Consider the following 15,747-nt stretch of genomic DNA (forward strand, 5'->3'; position numbering starts at 1 on the left):
CCAGGCCGGAGCCGGGCACCATGCCCGCCTCCGGCCGGCCCGCAGGCGTGTGAACGCCGCCGCCGGTCATCCCGGTGGCTCCGGTCGTTCACCGCGCCACGACGATGTCCATCATGGCTTGTTACCCCGCGGCGACTGTGCTTGCGAGCCTGGTTGTTGCCTGTTCCATGGCGCCGTGCAGTGGGCCTGCCGCTTGCTTAGTGTTGTCCACGTCACTGAGGATCCCCACCATGTTCCAAACCCTCCGAAAATCCGCCATTGCCGCTTCGGCCGCCTTCGCCCTGATGACCAGCGCCGGCCTCGCCGTCGTGGCCCAGCCCGTCCACGCCCAGGCCGCCAGCGAGTCTGCCGCGCCCGCCACCGCGCCGGCAACGCCCGCCGTGCCGTCGGCCGCCGCGAAGCCCGCCACCACCACCGTGGACAACCCGTACGGCCTTGAAGCGCTGTGGAAGACCAGCGATGCCATCGCGAAGACCGTGCTCGTCATCCTGCTCGCCATGTCGATGGGCAGCTGGTACGTGATCGTCGTGAAGCTCATCGAGCAGACCAAGATCACCCGTCAGGCCAAGCTGGCCAACAAGACCTTCTGGAGCGCCGGCACCGTGCTCCAGGGCGCCGCTTCGCTGGAACAGGTGAGCCCGTTCCGCTTCATCGCTGAAGCCGGCCTTGAATCCACCAAGAAACACGTGGGCCTGCTCGAGCACGTCGACCTGAACAGCTGGGTCACGCTGTCCATCCAGCGCGCCATCGAGCGCGTGCAAAGCCGCCTGCAGAACGGCCTGGCCCTGCTGGCCACCGTCGGTTCCACCGCCCCGTTCGTCGGCCTGTTCGGCACGGTGTGGGGCATCTATCACGCGCTGACCGCCATTGGCGTGGCCGGCCAGGCGTCGATCGACAAGGTGGCCGGCCCGGTGGGTGAAGCGCTCATCATGACCGCCATCGGCCTGGCGGTGGCTGTGCCGGCGGTGCTGGGCTACAACTGGCTCGTGCGCCGCAACAAGGGGGCCATGGACGAAGTGCGCGGCTTTGGCAACGACCTCCACTCGGTGCTGCTCGCGACGAGCCGCAAGGCCTGAGCCATGGGCATGAACGTCGGGTCATCCGGCGGCGACGACGACGAAGTGGTTTCTGCCATCAACACCACGCCCCTCGTGGACGTGATGCTGGTGCTGCTGATCATCTTCCTGATCACCATCCCGGTGGTGACCACGTCCGTGCCGGTCGCGCTGCCGAAAGAGTCCATCGAGGTGCGCGAGAGCAAGCCCGAGAACATCATCATCTCGGTCGACCAGACGGGCGCCATCTTCTGGTACGACGCGAAGGTGCCGAATACGCAAGCCCTCGTCAGCAAGCTGAAGGCCGTTTCGCAGATGAAACCGCAACCCGAAGTGCAGATCCGCGGTGACCGCGGTGCCAACTACGACTCGGTGGGCAAGGTGGTCTACGCCAGCCAGCGGGCCGGCATCGTGAAGCTGTCGTTCATCACGGAGCCGCCCCCACGCGGGGGCTGAAAGGAGCTGTCATGGGTATGAACATTGGAAGTTCGAGCGGCAGCGACGAACCGGAAGTCATGATGGACATCAACACCACGCCGTTGATCGACGTGATGCTGGTGTTGCTGATCATGCTGATCATCACGATCCCGATCCAGCTGCACGCCGTCAACCTCGACATGCCGACCGGCAACCCGCCTCCCCAGGTGGTGCAGCCGGTCATCATGAAGATCGACATCGACGAAGCCAACCGGATCTTCGTCAACGGCGTGCTGGTGGCCGGTGGCCTGCAGGAGGTCGACTTCAAGCTGGCCGAGATGGCCAAGCTCGACATCAGCCAGCAGCCCGAGCTGCACCTGCGGCCGAACAAGCTTGCGAAGTACGAGACCGTCGCTGCGGTGATGAGCGCCGTGCAGCGTTTCGGGCTGACCAAGTTCGGCATTGTCGGCAGCGAACAGTTCATCGAATGAGGCTGCATCGCCGCCCGCTGGTCACGAGAGCCGCCGGCGGCGATCCCAGGAGACCCATGCCATGGAATTGAGTTACGAACACCCACCGTCGTCCCGACGATTCGCCGGCCTGATCGCGGTGGTGGCACTGCACGCGTTCCTCGTGTACGCGCTGGTGTCGGGGCTGGCCCGCGAAGTGGTCGAGATCGTCAAGAAACCGCTCGAGACGAAGATCATCACCGAGCTCCCGCCACCTCCGCCGCCGCCGCCGCCGCCCCCGAAGGAGATCGTCAAGGCGCAGGCGCCCAAGGTGGAGGCCCCGCCGCCGCCCTTCGTGCCGCCACCGGAAGTGCCGGTCGCCGCTGCACCCGCGCCGGTGATCACGGTGGACGTCACGCCGCCGCCGGCCGAGCCCAAGATCGAACCGGCTCCGCCGCCGGCACCGGCCCCTGCGCCACCGGCCCCGCCGGCACGCAGTGACATCGGCGTGGCCTGCCCCACCCAGGTGCAGCCGACGATGCCTCTCAAGGCCGTGCAGGAACGCATCACCGGCGTCGTGCGCGCGCAGGCACGCATCACCGGGGGTGTGGTCAAGGAGGTCACGATCCTGTCGGGCAACCGCGTGTTCTACAACGTCGTGCGCAACGCGATGCTGGCCTACAAGTGCACCGACACGGGCCAGGAAATGATCGCGACGCAGGAGTTCAACTTCAAGCTGGACGACTGACGCGGCGTCAGCGCGGGTGCCGGTGCCATGGACGGATCGTCATGGCGCCGGTGTCCCGACCTCCAGCGGGTCGGGTTCCGTCGCGGCCCGCGCGGGGTCAGGCGGCCCGGGGCAGCGCGCTGCCGTCGGCGACGGCATCGGCGAAGTGGCAGGCCACCTCGCTGCCGTCCACCGGGCGCAGCTGAGGCTCCTCGATGCTGCAGCGCGCCTGGGCATACGGGCACCGCTTGTGGAACGAGCAGCCCGATGGCGGGTTCAGCGGCGATGGCAGTTCGCCGACGATGCGGATCTTCTGCGCCCGGCGCTGCGGGTCGATGCTGGGCGTGGCCGACAGCAGTGCGCGGGTGTACGGGTGCAGGGGTTGCGCGAACAGCCGCGCCTTCGACGCAAACTCGACCACACGCCCCAGGTACATCACCATCACCCGGTCGGCGATGTGTTCGACAACGCTCAGGTTGTGGGAGATGAAGACGTACGCCATGCCGGTGCGTTCCTGCATGTCCATGAACAGGTTCAGGATCTGCGCCTGGATGGACACATCGAGCGCCGACGTGGGCTCGTCGGCCACCAGGAGCCCGGGCTGCAGCATCATGGCCCGCGCGATGGCGATGCGCTGGCGCTGCCCGCCCGAGAACATGTGCGGGTAACGCTGCGCATGCTCGGGCCGCAGCCCCACCATGGCAAGCATGGCGGCCACGCGTTCTCGGCGCTCGGCGGCGGTCAGCCCGGTGTTCAGCAGCAGCGGCTCGTCGAGCATCTGCGCGATGCGCTTGCGCGGGTTCAGCGAGGCATACGGGTTCTGGAACACCATCTGCACCCGCTTGCGCAGGGCCTTGGTGCCGGCGGCGTCCACCGTGGCGGCGTCGGTCCCACCGATCATCAGGTGCCCACCGGTGGGCTTTTCGATCAGCGTCAGCGCCCGCGCGAGCGTGGATTTTCCGCAGCCGGACTCACCTACGACGGCGAGGGTTTCGCCCCCCGACAGCGAGAAGCTGACGCCGTTGAGCGCCTTCACGGTGGCCGACGGCTTGAACATGCCGCGGGAGACTTGGTAGTGGCGCGACAGGTCGCGCGCCTCGAGCAACGGTGCGGTCATGATGAAACGTGAAGCGGGTACATGCAGCGGGCCAGGCCGCCATCGGGCATCGGCAGCAGCGCGGGGTGCACGGTGCGGCAATCGTCGCGGATGTGCGGGCAGCGGGGCGACAGCAGGCAGCCCGCCGGCCGCTCGTTGACACCCGGCACCATGCCGGCCAGCGTGGGCAGGCGGTGCGCGCCGCGGCTGTGTTCCGGAATGGACGCGAGCAGCGCCTCGGTGTACGGATGGTGCGGACGGTCGAAGAGCTGCGGCACCGCCTGCGTCTCGACCATCTCGCTCGCGTACATCACGGCGATGCGCCTGGCATGCTCGGCGAGCAGCGCCAGGTCGTGCGTGATCAGTACGAGCGCCATGTTGCGCTGGCGCTGCAGGTCCACGAGCAGGTCCAGCACCTGCGCCTGGATGGTCACGTCGAGCGCGGTGGTGGGCTCGTCGGCGATCAGCAGCTTCGGGCTGCAGGCGAGTGCCATCGCGATCATCACGCGCTGGCTCATGCCGCCCGACAGCTGGTGCGGGTAGGCATTCAGGCGCGATGCCGGGTCGGAGATCTCGACGAGCGAGAGCAGTTCGACGGCGCGGTCGCGCAGGCGCGACTTGCTGTCGTTCTGGTGCACCTTCAGCGTCTCGGTGATCTGGAAGCCCACGGTGTAGCTGGGGTTCAGGCTGCCCATCGGGTCCTGGAAGATCATCGCGATGTCGCGGCCGACGATCTCGCGGCGCTGGCGGGGCGACAGTGCCAGCAGGTCGTGGCCGTCGAAGCGCAGCACGTCGGCGGTGACGCGGCCGGGGGCTTCGATCAGGCCCATCACGGCCAGCATGCTGACACTTTTGCCGGAGCCGGACTCGCCGACGATGCCGAGCAGTTCGCCCCGGTCGAGCGTCATGTCGACGCCGCGCACCGCAGCGAACGGGCGCTCCTTCGAGCCGAACTCGACGGTCAGGTTGCGGATTTCGAGAAGGTGGTTCACGCGAGTTTCCTCATGCCCGGATCGAGCGCGTCGCGCAGGCCGTCGCCCATCAGGTTGATCGCGAGCACGGTGGTGAGGATGGCGACGCCGGGGAAGGTGACCACCCAGTTCGCGCGTTCGATGTAGTCGCGGGCCGACGCCAGCATCGTGCCCCACTCGGGCGTGGGCGGTTGCGCGCCCAGGCCCAGGAAGCCCAGCGCGGCGGCGGTCAGGATGGCGTCGGAGAAGCCGAGCGTGGCGGTGACGATGACCGGCGCCATGCAGTTCGGCAGCACGGTGTCGAACATCAGCCGGAAGGTTCCGGCACCGGCCAGGCGGGACGCCACGACGTAGTCGCGGGTCAGTTCGGTCATGGCCGACGCCCGCACGAGGCGCACGTAGCCGGGCACTGCGACGATCGCGATGGCCAGCATGGTGTTGACCAGGCCCGGGCCGAGCACCGCGACGACGGCGATGGCGAGCAGCAGGCTCGGCAACGCCAGCATGATGTCCATCAGGCGCAGGATGGCCACGCCCAGGCGCTGCGGGAAGAACGCGGCCAGCAGCCCGAGTGCGATGCCGGGCAGCATGGACAGCAGCACCGCAACGAAGCCGATCATCAGCGACAAGCGGGCACCGTACAGCAGGCGCGACAGCACGTCGCGGCCGATGTCATCGGTGCCGAGCAGGAAACGGCTGCTGCCGGCATCAGACCAGGCAGGCGGGGTGAGCAGCGCGTCGCGGAACTGCTCGACCGGGTCGTGCGGGGCCAGCACGCCGGCGAACACCGCGCAGAGCATGATCAGCACGAAGAACACGAGGCCCACGACGGCGCCGCGGTTCATCGCGAAGCTGCGCCAGAAGTCTTTCAGCGGCGAGGGCGTTGCGGACACGTCCGCGGTGGTGGCGAGGACGGCGCTCATCGGGGCGCCCCGCAGGGGAAGTGGATTGGCATGGAGGTGTCTCGGGTCATCGAGTTCGGAAGGGCGGCCAAGCTCATCGCGCGTGGCGGATGCGCGGGTTGACGAGCCCGTACATCAGGTCCACCGCGAGGTTGACGAAGATCACCAGCGAGGCGGTGATCAGGATGCCGCCCTGGATGACGGGGTAGTCGCGGCGCGCGATCGCGTCGATCAGCCACTTGCCCACGCCCGGCCACGAGAAGATGGTTTCGGTGAGCACGGCGCCACCCAGCAGGGTGCCCACCTGCAGCCCGATCACCGTGATGACCGGCACGAGCGCGTTGCGCAGCGCATGCACGAACACGATGCGGGCTGGCGACAGGCCCTTGGCGCGCGCGGTGCGCACATAGTCTTCTCGCAGCACTTCCAGCATCGCCGAGCGGGTCATGCGGGCGATCACGGCGAGGGGCACGGTGCCCAGCACGATGGCGGGCAGCATCAGGTGCGACACGGCGGAGCGGAACGCACCAGGCTCTCCCGACAGCCACGCGTCGACCAGCATGAAGCCGGTGCGCACCGGGATGTCGAACTCCAGCGTCATGCGGCCGGACACCGGCAGCGCCAGGGCCGGGGCCCAGTCGCGCATGTAGACCGAGAAGAACATGATGAGCAGCAGGCCCCACCAGAAGATCGGCATCGAGAAGCCTGTGAGCGACAGGCCCATCACGCCGTGGTCGAGCAGCGAACCGCGGCGGATGGCCGCGATCACGCCGGCCAACAGCCCGACGACGGCCGCGAAGGCCAGCGCGCACAGCGACAGCTCGACGGTGGCCGGGAAGAGCTTCAGGAACTCGGACCACACCGCTTCATGGGTGACGAAGGATTCGCCGAGGTCGAGGTGCATCGACTTCCAGACGTACGCGAGGTACTGCTCCCACAGCGGGCGGTCGAGCCCGAGGCGGTGCAGCACTTCGGCGTGGAACGCCGGGTCGAGCCGGCGTTCGCCGGCCATCACCTGCACCGGGTCCCCCGGAATCAGGTGGATCAGCGAGAACGCGAGCAGCGTGATGCCGAAGAACGTGGGAATGACAAGCGCCAGGCGGCGCAGGATGAATGCGAGCATCGGGGTCAGTCCAGCCGGGTGAATCGGAAGTCGCTGCCGCCGAACGGCGTGGCGATGAAGCCCTTCGCGCGCTGGTGCACCGCGAAGAGCTGAAGTTTGTTGGCCAGGGGAATGAGCGCCGTCTCGGTGTGGATCATGCGTTGCGCCTGCACGTACAGGTCGGTGCGCTCCTTCAGGTCCACGGTGGTTCGGGCGCGCGTGAGCAGCGCGTCGAAGGGCCTGTGGCACCAGCGTGACTTGTTGCCGCCATCCACCGCGGCGCAGCTGAGGTTGGGTGTGAAGAAGTTGTCCGGGTCGCCGTTGTCGCTGAACCAGCTGAGCAGCGCCAGGTCGTGATCGCCCTTCGCGGTGCGTTTGTAGAGCTCGCCGAGCTCCATGAGCTGCGGGCTCACCTTGACACCGATGCGCGCCCAGTCGCCCTGCAGCAGTTCGACGGCACGCTTGATGTCGCTGCTGCGCGCGGTGGCGAACAGCGTCAGCTCGCGGCCGTCGTAGCCCGACGCCTTGACGAGCTGCTTCGCACGTTCGATGTCGGTGGGGTTCTTGATGCCGGCGTCGTGGCTCCAGATGCCGGGCGGCAGGAAGCTGCCTGCGGTCGTGGCCTGCCCGCCGTACACCGACTGCACGATGCTCGCCCGGTCGACGGCCAGCGACAGGGCCTCACGGAAACGCTTGTCCGACAGGAACGGGTGCGTGTGGTTGGGCGCCAGGTACGAGGTGCTGAGCGGCTTGCTGCGCAGGATGGCGATGCGCGGATCGCCCGAGAACGAAGCGACGTTGTCGCCGCCGACTTCGCCCACCAGGCACTCGCCCGCCTTCAGGCGCTGCACGCGCACGCTCGGGTCGGGCGTGATCGCGAAGATCAGGTCGGCCTTCGGTGCGCCACCCCAGTAGGCGGTGTTGGCGGCGTAGCGCACCACCGCGTCTTTCTGGTAGCTCTTGAACACGAACGGGCCGGTGCCGACCGGCAGCGTGTTGATCTGCGTCAGCTTGCCGGCCTTCAGCAGCTGGGCCGCGTACTCGGCCGAGTACACCGACGCGATGGACGTCATCGTCAGGTTGGCGATGAGCGGCGCCTCGGCGCGCGTCAGCCGCAGGCGCACGGTCAGCTCGTCCACCTTCTCGGCCGACTGCAGCAGCGCCGGCATGCTCATGCCGGCCCAGTACGGGTAGCCCGCCTGCGCGGCGGCATGGCCGGGGTGCCTCGGGTCGTTGATGCGGTTGAGCGACCACAGCACGTCGTCGGCGTTCAGGTCGCGCGTGGGGGTGAACCAGGGCGTGGTGTGGAACTTCACGCCGCGGCGCAGGTGCAGCGTCACCACACGGCCGTCGGCGCTCACCTCCCAGCGCTCGGCAATGCCGGGCGCCACCGTGGTGGTGCCGGGCTTCATCTGCAGCAGGGTGTCGTACAGCGGGATGCCCGAGGCGTCGTTCGTGCCCACGGTCTCGTACTGCGCCACGTCGAAGCCTTCAGGCGAACTCTCCGCGCAGAAGGTCACGCTGCCGGCGGCGTGGGCGGCCGGGCCGCACAGCACCCCGGCGGCGAACGCTGCGGCCAGGGCTGCCGCCGCGCGGGCGCGGGCACAGGCGCGCGTGAGCGGACGGTGTCGCGACGTCACTTGAGGCTCACCGAGCGGAAGTCGCTGTGGGAGAACGGGCTCGGCACGAAGCCCTCGACCCGCTTGTTCAGTGCCGTCATGTTGACCGGGTACACGGTGGGAATGGCCGCGACCTCGTCATAGATCATCCTCTGCGCCTTGATGTAGATGTCGGCGCGCTTCTTCGGGTCTTTCTCGAGGCGGCCGGCCGCGAGCAGCGCTTCGAACGGCTTGTGGCACCACTGGCTCTTGTTGCTGCCGCCGGCGACGCTGGCGCAGCTCAGGTTGGGGGTGAGGAAGTTGTCCGGATCGCCGTTGTCGCTGGCCCAGCTGACGAAGGTGATGTCGTGGTCGCCGCGGCCGGCGCGCTTGAGCAGCTCGCCCCATTCCATCATCTGCACGCGCACGTTGACGCCGATGCGCGCCCAGTCGGACTGCATCAGCTCGGCCGCGCGCTTGCCGTCGATCGCCCCGCCGATGCGGGTGAACAGGGCCAGTTCGGTGCCGTCGTAGCCGCTCGCCTTGACCAGCTGCTTCGCCTTTTCGACGTCATGCCGGTCCGCAAGGCCCTTCTCGTAGCCCCACATGCTGGGCGGCATGAAGCTGACGGCCGGCGTGGCGTTGCCGCCGTACACCGAGGCCACGTAGGTCTTCTTGTCGAAGGCGAGCGCGAGGGCTTCGCGGAACCGCTTGTCCGACAGGAACTTGTGCTTCATGTTGGGCGCGATGTAGGCCGTCAGCAGTGGCGAGTTGCGCAGGATGCGCACGTTCGGATCGTTGTCGAACGTGCTGACCGTCTCGGGCTTCATGTTCGTGCCGACCAGGCACTCGCCGGCCTTCAGGCGCTGCACGCGGACGTTGGGATCGTGCGTGATCGCGAAGATCAGGTTGTCGACCTTGGGCGCGCCGCCCCAGTACGCGGTGTTGGCCGTGTAACGGATGATCGCGTCCTTCTGGTAGCTCTTGAACACGAACGGGCCGCTGCCGATGGGCTGGGTGTTGAGCTGTTCGAGCTTGCCCGATTTCTGCAACTGCTCGCCGTACTCGGCGGAGAAGACCGAACCCAGCGGCTCCATCGCCATGTCGGCGAGGAACGGCGTTTCGGGCCGGGTCAGCGTGAAACGCACGGTGTACGGGTCAACCTTGGTGACCGACTTGATCAGCGACGACATGCCCATGCCTTCCCAATACACGTAGCCGTTGCGGGCGGCAGCGTACGCGGGGTGCTTCTTGTCGTTGATGCGGTTGACCGACCAGATGACGTCGTCGGCATTCAGGTCGCGCGTGGGCTTGAACCAGGCCGTGGTGTGGAACTTGACGCCGCGGCGCAGCGAGAAGGTGTATGTCATGCCGTCGGGGCTGACCTCCCATTTCTCGGCGAGGCCGGGAACCACTTCGGTGGTGCCGCGTTTGAAGGCAAGCAGCTGGTCGTACAGCGTGCGGCCGGCCGCGTCGTTCGTCACGGCGGATTCGTACTGGGCGATGTCGAAGCCATCGGGCGAGTTTTCGGTGCACACGGTGAGGGTGCCGGCCGCGTGGGCGGACGCCGCGCCAAGGGCCAGCGCGGATGCCAACAGGGCGGTGGAGGAGAGGGACGGTTTCATCGGGGTCTCGGAAGCTGGGAAGGGCGGGGGCCATGAGAGGGGCGGCGCGACGCAGCCCCTCACCAGATGTGGATGCGCTCGGCGCGCGGCTTGTACATCGCATCGCCTGGGCGGGTGCCGAACGCCTCGTGGAAGGCGTCCAGGTTGACGACCGGGCCGTTGGTGCGGTACGACGCCGGCGCGTGCGGATCGCTCGTCAGCTGCTGCAGCGTGCGGGCGTCGCGGGCCTTCTCGCGCCACGACACCGCGTACGAAAGGAAGAAGCGCTGGTCGCCGGTCAGGCCGTCCACCACCGGCGCCTCGTGGCCGCCCAGCGACAGGCGGTAGGCCTTGTAGGCGATCTCGAGCCCGGACAGGTCGGCGATGTTCTCGCCGAGAGTGAGCCGGCCGTTGACGCGGTGGCCCGGCACCGGCTCGTAGCCGTCGAACTGCTGTGCGAGGCGGTTGCCGAGTGAATCGAAGGCTTTGCGGTCGGCGCGGGTCCACCAGTTGACGAGCCGGCCGCCGCCATCGAACTGGCTGCCCTGGTCATCGAAACCGTGGCTGATCTCGTGCCCGATGGTGGCGCCGATGGCGCCGTAGTTCGTGGCGTCGTCGGCCGTGATGTCGAAGTAGGGCGCGTCGAGGATGGCGGCCGGGAACACGATCTCGTTCAGGCTGGGTTCGTAGTACGCGTTGACGGTCTGCGGCGTCATGAACCATTCGCTGCGGTCCACCGCCCGGCCCACCTGGCGAGCCAGGCGCTCGTGCTCGAAGCGGCGGGCGCGCATCTCGTTGCCCAGCGCATCGCCGTCGACGACGGACAGATCGCCGTACTCGCGCCACCGGTCGGGGTAACCGATCTTGGTGGTGTAGCGGCTGAGCTTGTCTTTTGCGCGTGCCTGGGTCCGGGGGCCCATCCAGTGCAGCGTATCGATGGACTGGCCGTAGGCCACCATCAGGTTGTCGACGAGGGCCTGCATGCGAGCCCGGTGCTCAGGCGGGAAATGCCGGGCCACGTAGATCTGGCCCACGCCTTCGCCCAGCGCGTGGTCCACCGCGGCGGTGGCCTGCTGCCAGCGGGGGCGCGGTTGCTCTTCGCCGCGCAGCGCCTGGCCGTGGAAGGCAAACGCGGCCATGCGGAACGGTTGCGGCAACACCGGGGCGTTCGCGTCCAGCACGCGCACCCGTTGGTACAGCTTCCACGTGGCGAGCGGCGTGCGCTGCACGATGCGACTCAGCGCCGCGGCGTACGGCGGCTGCGAGACCGACAGGTGATCGATGTTGGCGGTGTGGGCGCCGGTGAAATACGCCGGCCAATCGACGCCCCGCGCCAGACGCGCCAGCTGGGGCAAGGTGCGCGGGTTGTAGGTCTTGACCGCGTCGCGGCTGTCGACCTGCGACCACTGCACCCCGGCCAGTTGCAGCTCGAGCGCGTAGACCGCCTGGGCGTGCGCCTCGGCTTCGGCGTCGCCCGCCAGCGTGAGCAGCGTGCCCAGGTAGCGGCGGTACGCGTCCCGCGCCTTCGCGAATCCGGCGCCGTCGCGCAGGTAGTAGTCGCGGTCGGGCAGGCCGAGGCCGTCCTGGCGGATGGTGACGCGGTAGCGCCCCGGCTCCTTCGCGTCGGGCGTCACCTGCGTCTCCACCGGTGCCGGTACCGCGCCCATCCAGCGGCCCCAGAGGGCCGCCAGCGCCGACGGCGAATCGACCGCGTCGATCTGGTCCAGCAGTGGTTCCAGCGGCCGCAGGCCGGCGGCGTCGATGGCCGCTTCGTCGAGGTAGGTGCGGTAGTACTTGCTGATCTTCTGGCCAACGCTGCCGGGCGCCTGCGGCTGCTCGCCGAGGGTTTCGCAGATGCGCTGCACGCGGGCATCGGCGCGGTCCACCAGCGCGTACGCCACGCCATAGGCCGACTTGTCGGCCGGAATGGGCGTGGCGTCCAGCCATTCGCCATTCGCGGCCACGAACAGGTCATGGCGGGCACGGGCGATGAGGTCGGCCGCGGCTGGCGCCGCCAGCGCCGGGCGGGCGCACGCGGCGAACAGCACGGCGCACCCGAGGCGTGCCAGCATTGAGGGGGTTCTGACAACCATGGGCGCGCTCACCAGATGCGGATGCGGGCGTGGCTCGGCTTGTACATGCCGTCGCCGGGGTTCGTGCCGAAGCCTTCGTGGAAGCCATCGTGGTTGGTGGCCGCGCCGTTGGCCCGGAACCGCGGCGGCGAGTGCGGGTCGATCGTCAGCATCTGCAGGATGCGGGCCTCGCGGAACTTGCTGCGCCAGGCCTGGGCCCACGACATGAAGAAGCGCTGGTCGCCCGTCAGCCCGTCGATCACCGGCGCCGGCTTGCCGGCGAGTGCGGCGTGATAGGCCTTGTAGGCGATCTGCAGGCCGGAGAGATCGGCAATGTTCTCGCCCAGCGTCAAGCGTCCATTCAGCTTGTGGTGCGGCAGCGGCTCGTAGGCGGCGTACTGGGCGGCGAGCTGTGTGCCGAGCACGTCGAAGGCCTTGCGGTCGGCTGCGGTCCACCAGTTGTCCAGCTTGCCATTGCCGTCGAACTGGCTGCCCTCGTCGTCGAAGCCGTGGCTGATCTCATGGCCGATCACCGCGCCGATGGCGCCGTAGTTGGTGGCGTCGTCGGCGCCCATGTCGAAGAAGGGTGGTTCGAGGATGGCGGCCGGGAACACGATCTCGTTGGTACTCGGGTTGTAGTAGGCATTGACGGTCTGCGGCGTCATGCCCCATTCGGTGCGGTCCACCTTCTGGCCCACCCGCCTGGCGCGGCGCTCGTACGAGAACCGGCCCGCGCGCACGGCGTTGCCGAACGCATCGCCGTCGCGGATGGCCAGCGCGGTGTAGTCGCGCCACTTGTCGGGGTACCCGATCTTGGTGGTGTACTTGCCGAGCTTCTCCTTCGCGCGCAGGCGGGTGACCGGGCTCATCCAGGCGACGCCGTCGATCGACTGGCCGAAGGCGGTCAGCAGGTTCTGCACGAGCTCGTTCATGCGGCTCTTGTATTCCGGGGGGAAGTGGCGTGCCACGTAGATCTGCCCTGCGGCTTCACCGAGCGCGCCATCGAGCGCCGCGGTGGCCAGCTGCCAGCGCGGCTCTTGCACCTCGCTGCCTTGAATGGCCTTGCCGTGGAAGGCGAAGTGGGCCTCGCGGAAGGCCTGTGGCAGCACCTGGGCGTTGCCGTCGAGCAGGCGCACGCGCAGGTACAGCTTCCACGTGGCGAGCGGCACCTGCTCCACAGCCTTCGCGAACGCGATGGCATAGCTCGGTTGGTTGATCGACACGCGGTCGATGACGGGCAGCGACGCGCCTTCGAAGTAGGCGTTCCAGGCGAGGCCCGGCGCGCGGCGGTTCAGCACGTCGACCGTCATCGGGTTGTAGATCCTGACCGGGTTGCGGTTGGCGACCGGGGTCCATTGCGCCTTGGCAAGGCGCGTCTCCAGCGCCACGACAGCGGCCGCGTGGGCCGGGGCATCGGCGTCGCCAGCGAGGCCCAGCAGCGTCTGCACATACACGGCGTAGGCCGCGCGGGCCTTGCCGAAGCGCTCGCCCGCATGGAGGTAGTAGCCGCGGTTCGGCATGCCCAACCCCGACTGCCAGGCCGCGGCGCGGTAGGTGGTGGGGTCCTTCGGGTCGACATCGACGTCGCTCTGCATCGGCGTGGAGACGACGCCTTGCAGCCGGCCGAACAGCGCGGCCAGCTCAGCCTTCGACGCCACGGCGTCGATCTGCGCGAGCCACGGCACCACCGGGGCGGTGCCGGCCAGGTCGATGGCGGACTCGTCGGTGAAGCTGCGGTAGAACGCGCCGATCTTGAACTCGTTGGTGCCGGGCGCCGCCTGGCCCGCGGCCAGTTCCTCGGCGATCTTGCGCACGCGCTCATCGGAGCGGTCGCGCAGCTGGATGAAGCTGCCGAAGCTGGATTTGTCGGCCGGGATCGGCGTGTCCTTCAGCCACTGGCCGTTGACGGCGGAGAACAGGTCGTCCTGGGGGCGGACGGTGGTGTCGAAATGCACCCGGTCGATGCCGGAGCGCAGCGGTTGGGCCAGCGCCACGCTGGTGTGCAACGCGAGCACGGAGAGCGCAATGAAGCGGAGTTGCATGGGAACTTCGATGAATGGGCGAAGCCGCGCGCCCGCACGGGGGAATCGGCCAGCGGGCCGGGCGGACTATTTCAGACGGACGCCGAAGAACTGGACGCTGGCGAACGGGCTCAACTTGTAGCCCTCGACGTTCTGCAACATCGGCTGGTACATGACCGAGTGCGCGAGCGGCACCCACGGCGCCTGGCGCTTGACCACCTCTTGCGCCGTTTCGTAGAGCTTCGTGCGTTGGGCGACGTCGGCGGTCTGCTTGGCCTTGGTGATGAGGCTGTCGAATTCGGGGTCGCACCACTGGGCGTAGTTGCTGCCGCCCACCGCGGCGCAACCCAGCAGCACGGCCAGGAAGTTGTCCGGGTCGCCGTTGTCGCCGTTCCAGCCGAACATGCCGATGTCGCTCTCGCCGGCCTTGCCGCGCTTGAGGTATTCGGCCCATTCGTACTTGACGATCTGGGCTTTGATGCCGACCTTGGCCAGGTCGGACTGGATCAGCTCGGCCGTCTGCTGGCCGTTCGGGTTGTACGGGCGCTGCACCGGCAGGGCCCAGAGCTTCGTCTCGAAGCCGTTCGGGAAGCCGGCCTTCGCGAGCAGCGCCTTGGCCTTCTCGGGGTTGTATTCGTAGTCCTTGACCGCCTTGTTGTAGGACCACATGGTGGGCGGAATGGGGTTCACCGCCACCGTGCCGGCGCCCTGGTACACCGCGGACATCAGCGACTGCTTGTTGATGGCCATGTTGATGGCCTGGCGCACGTCGCGGTTGTCGAACGGCTTGTGCGTGACGTTGAGCGACAGGTAGCCGACGTTCAGCCCCGGTTGGTGCAGCAGCTTGATGCGCGGATCCTTCTTCATCGACTCGACCTCGGCCGGCTTCGGGTAGGCCGACACGTGGCACTCACCCGCCTTCAGCTTCTGCGCCCGGACGGCGGAGTCGGTGGTGATCGCGAAGATCAGGTTGTCGATGGCCGGCTTGCCGGCCCAGTAGGCGGGGAACGCGGCGTAGCGGATCTGCGCGTCCTTGTCGTAGCGCTTCAGCACGAACGGGCCGGTGCCGACCGGTTTGGTATTGAGGTCGTTGCCGGTGCCAGCCTTGAGCAGCTGGTCGGCGTACTCGGCGGATTGGATGGAGGCGAAGTCCATCGCGAGGTCGGCGAGGAAGGCGGCATCGAGTGTCTTCAGCGTGATGCGCACGGTGAGCGCATCGGGCTTCTCGAGCTTGGCGATGTTGGTGTCGAGGCCCATGTCCGACGCGTATTCGAACGACGCCGGGAACGCCTTGCGGAAGGCGTTCTCCTTGTTGATCATGCGGTCGAGCGTGAAGATCACGTCATCGGCGTTCAGCTCGCGGGTGGGTTTGAACCACTCGGTGGTGTGAAACTTCACACCCTTGCGCAGGTTGAACGTGTAGACCAGGCCGTCGGGACTGATGGTCCAGCGCTCGGCGAGGGCGGGCTCGATGCGCGTGCCGCCGCGCTCGAATTGCACGATGCGATTGAAGATGGCTTGCGAGCTGGCGTCGAAGGTGGTGCCGGCGGTGTAGCGGGCCGGGTCGAACCCCTCCGGGCTGCCCTCGGAACAGTAGATGAGGGTGGTGCTGGCACCCTGCGCGCCCAGGGCGGTGGCGGCGAGGGCAGTGGCCGCCAGGGTATGGCGGATGACACGGTGCATGGTGTTCATTGACAAAGGCCGCCTTGTGGGCAACGAGAGTTTGACGAGGT

Annotated in this window: 13 protein-coding genes; 4 read left to right on the forward strand and 9 right to left on the reverse strand. The window is 68.1% G+C overall.

Going from position 1 to position 15,747, the window contains the following annotated elements; genetic code table 11:
* The first annotated feature begins 230 nt into the window (after positions 1 to 230).
* The 4 genes from ASC87_RS08995 to ASC87_RS09010 all read left to right on the forward strand — a co-directional run bounded on the left by ASC87_RS08995 (position 231) and on the right by ASC87_RS09010 (position 2,669).
* Positions 231 to 1,076 (forward strand): MotA/TolQ/ExbB proton channel family protein, encoded by an 846-nt coding sequence (locus tag ASC87_RS08995; RefSeq protein WP_056659771.1) that lies wholly within the window; start codon positions 231 to 233, stop codon positions 1,074 to 1,076.
* A 3-nt stretch (positions 1,077 to 1,079) separates the two neighbouring features.
* On the forward strand, positions 1,080 to 1,511 hold the full coding sequence (locus tag ASC87_RS09000) for a biopolymer transporter ExbD (RefSeq protein WP_056659775.1): 432 nt from the start codon (positions 1,080 to 1,082) through the stop codon (positions 1,509 to 1,511).
* A gap of 11 nt (positions 1,512 to 1,522) precedes the next feature.
* Positions 1,523 to 1,963 (forward strand): biopolymer transporter ExbD, encoded by a 441-nt coding sequence (locus ASC87_RS09005; protein WP_056659778.1) that lies wholly within the window; start codon positions 1,523 to 1,525, stop codon positions 1,961 to 1,963.
* A gap of 61 nt (positions 1,964 to 2,024) precedes the next feature.
* Positions 2,025 to 2,669, forward strand: coding sequence for a hypothetical protein (locus ASC87_RS09010; protein ID WP_056659779.1), 645 nt, complete (start codon positions 2,025 to 2,027; stop codon positions 2,667 to 2,669).
* Positions 2,670 to 2,766: 97 nt separating this feature from the next.
* Here ASC87_RS09010 and ASC87_RS09015 read toward each other — a convergent pair whose 3' ends face one another.
* The 9 genes from ASC87_RS09015 to ASC87_RS09055 all read right to left on the reverse strand — a co-directional run bounded on the left by ASC87_RS09015 (position 2,767) and on the right by ASC87_RS09055 (position 15,706).
* Positions 2,767 to 3,765 carry a peptide ABC transporter ATP-binding protein gene (locus tag ASC87_RS09015; RefSeq protein ID WP_056659783.1) on the reverse strand — a complete coding sequence of 333 codons (999 nt, stop codon included), beginning with the start codon at positions 3,763 to 3,765 and terminating at the stop codon, positions 2,767 to 2,769.
* Positions 3,762 to 4,736, reverse strand: a complete 975-nt coding sequence (locus ASC87_RS09020) for an ABC transporter ATP-binding protein (protein WP_056659785.1) — start codon at positions 4,734 to 4,736, stop codon at positions 3,762 to 3,764. The genes ASC87_RS09015 and ASC87_RS09020 overlap by 4 nt, the downstream gene beginning before the upstream one ends.
* On the reverse strand, positions 4,733 to 5,638 hold the full coding sequence (locus tag ASC87_RS09025) for an ABC transporter permease subunit (protein WP_056659787.1): 906 nt from the start codon (positions 5,636 to 5,638) through the stop codon (positions 4,733 to 4,735). Before ASC87_RS09025 ends, ASC87_RS09020 begins: the two co-directional genes overlap by 4 nt.
* Before the next feature lie 73 nt (positions 5,639 to 5,711).
* Positions 5,712 to 6,740: an ABC transporter permease subunit gene (locus ASC87_RS09030; protein WP_056659789.1), complete on the reverse strand. Its 1,029-nt coding sequence runs from the start codon at positions 6,738 to 6,740 to the stop codon at positions 5,712 to 5,714.
* Positions 6,741 to 6,745: 5 nt separating this feature from the next.
* Positions 6,746 to 8,359 (reverse strand): ABC transporter substrate-binding protein, encoded by a 1,614-nt coding sequence (locus tag ASC87_RS09035; protein WP_157603923.1) that lies wholly within the window; start codon positions 8,357 to 8,359, stop codon positions 6,746 to 6,748.
* On the reverse strand, positions 8,356 to 9,942 hold the full coding sequence (locus tag ASC87_RS09040) for an ABC transporter substrate-binding protein (RefSeq protein WP_056659792.1): 1,587 nt from the start codon (positions 9,940 to 9,942) through the stop codon (positions 8,356 to 8,358). Before ASC87_RS09040 ends, ASC87_RS09035 begins: the two co-directional genes overlap by 4 nt.
* A 59-nt stretch (positions 9,943 to 10,001) precedes the next feature.
* Positions 10,002 to 11,993 (reverse strand): M13 family metallopeptidase, encoded by a 1,992-nt coding sequence (locus tag ASC87_RS09045; RefSeq protein WP_082568506.1) that lies wholly within the window; start codon positions 11,991 to 11,993, stop codon positions 10,002 to 10,004.
* Between the two features lie 29 nt (positions 11,994 to 12,022).
* A complete protein-coding gene (locus tag ASC87_RS09050; RefSeq protein ID WP_056659795.1) occupies positions 12,023 to 14,035 on the reverse strand; it encodes a M13 family metallopeptidase in 2,013 nt (670 codons plus the stop codon).
* A 66-nt stretch (positions 14,036 to 14,101) separates the two neighbouring features.
* Complete coding sequence (locus ASC87_RS09055; RefSeq protein ID WP_235582114.1) at positions 14,102 to 15,706, reverse strand: ABC transporter substrate-binding protein; 1,605 nt, start codon at positions 15,704 to 15,706, stop codon at positions 14,102 to 14,104.
* Between the last annotated feature and the right edge of the window lie 41 nt (positions 15,707 to 15,747).

It is taken from the genome of Rhizobacter sp. Root1221, from assembly GCF_001425785.1.
Taxonomy (GTDB): Bacteria; Pseudomonadota; Gammaproteobacteria; order Burkholderiales; family Burkholderiaceae_C; genus Rhizobacter.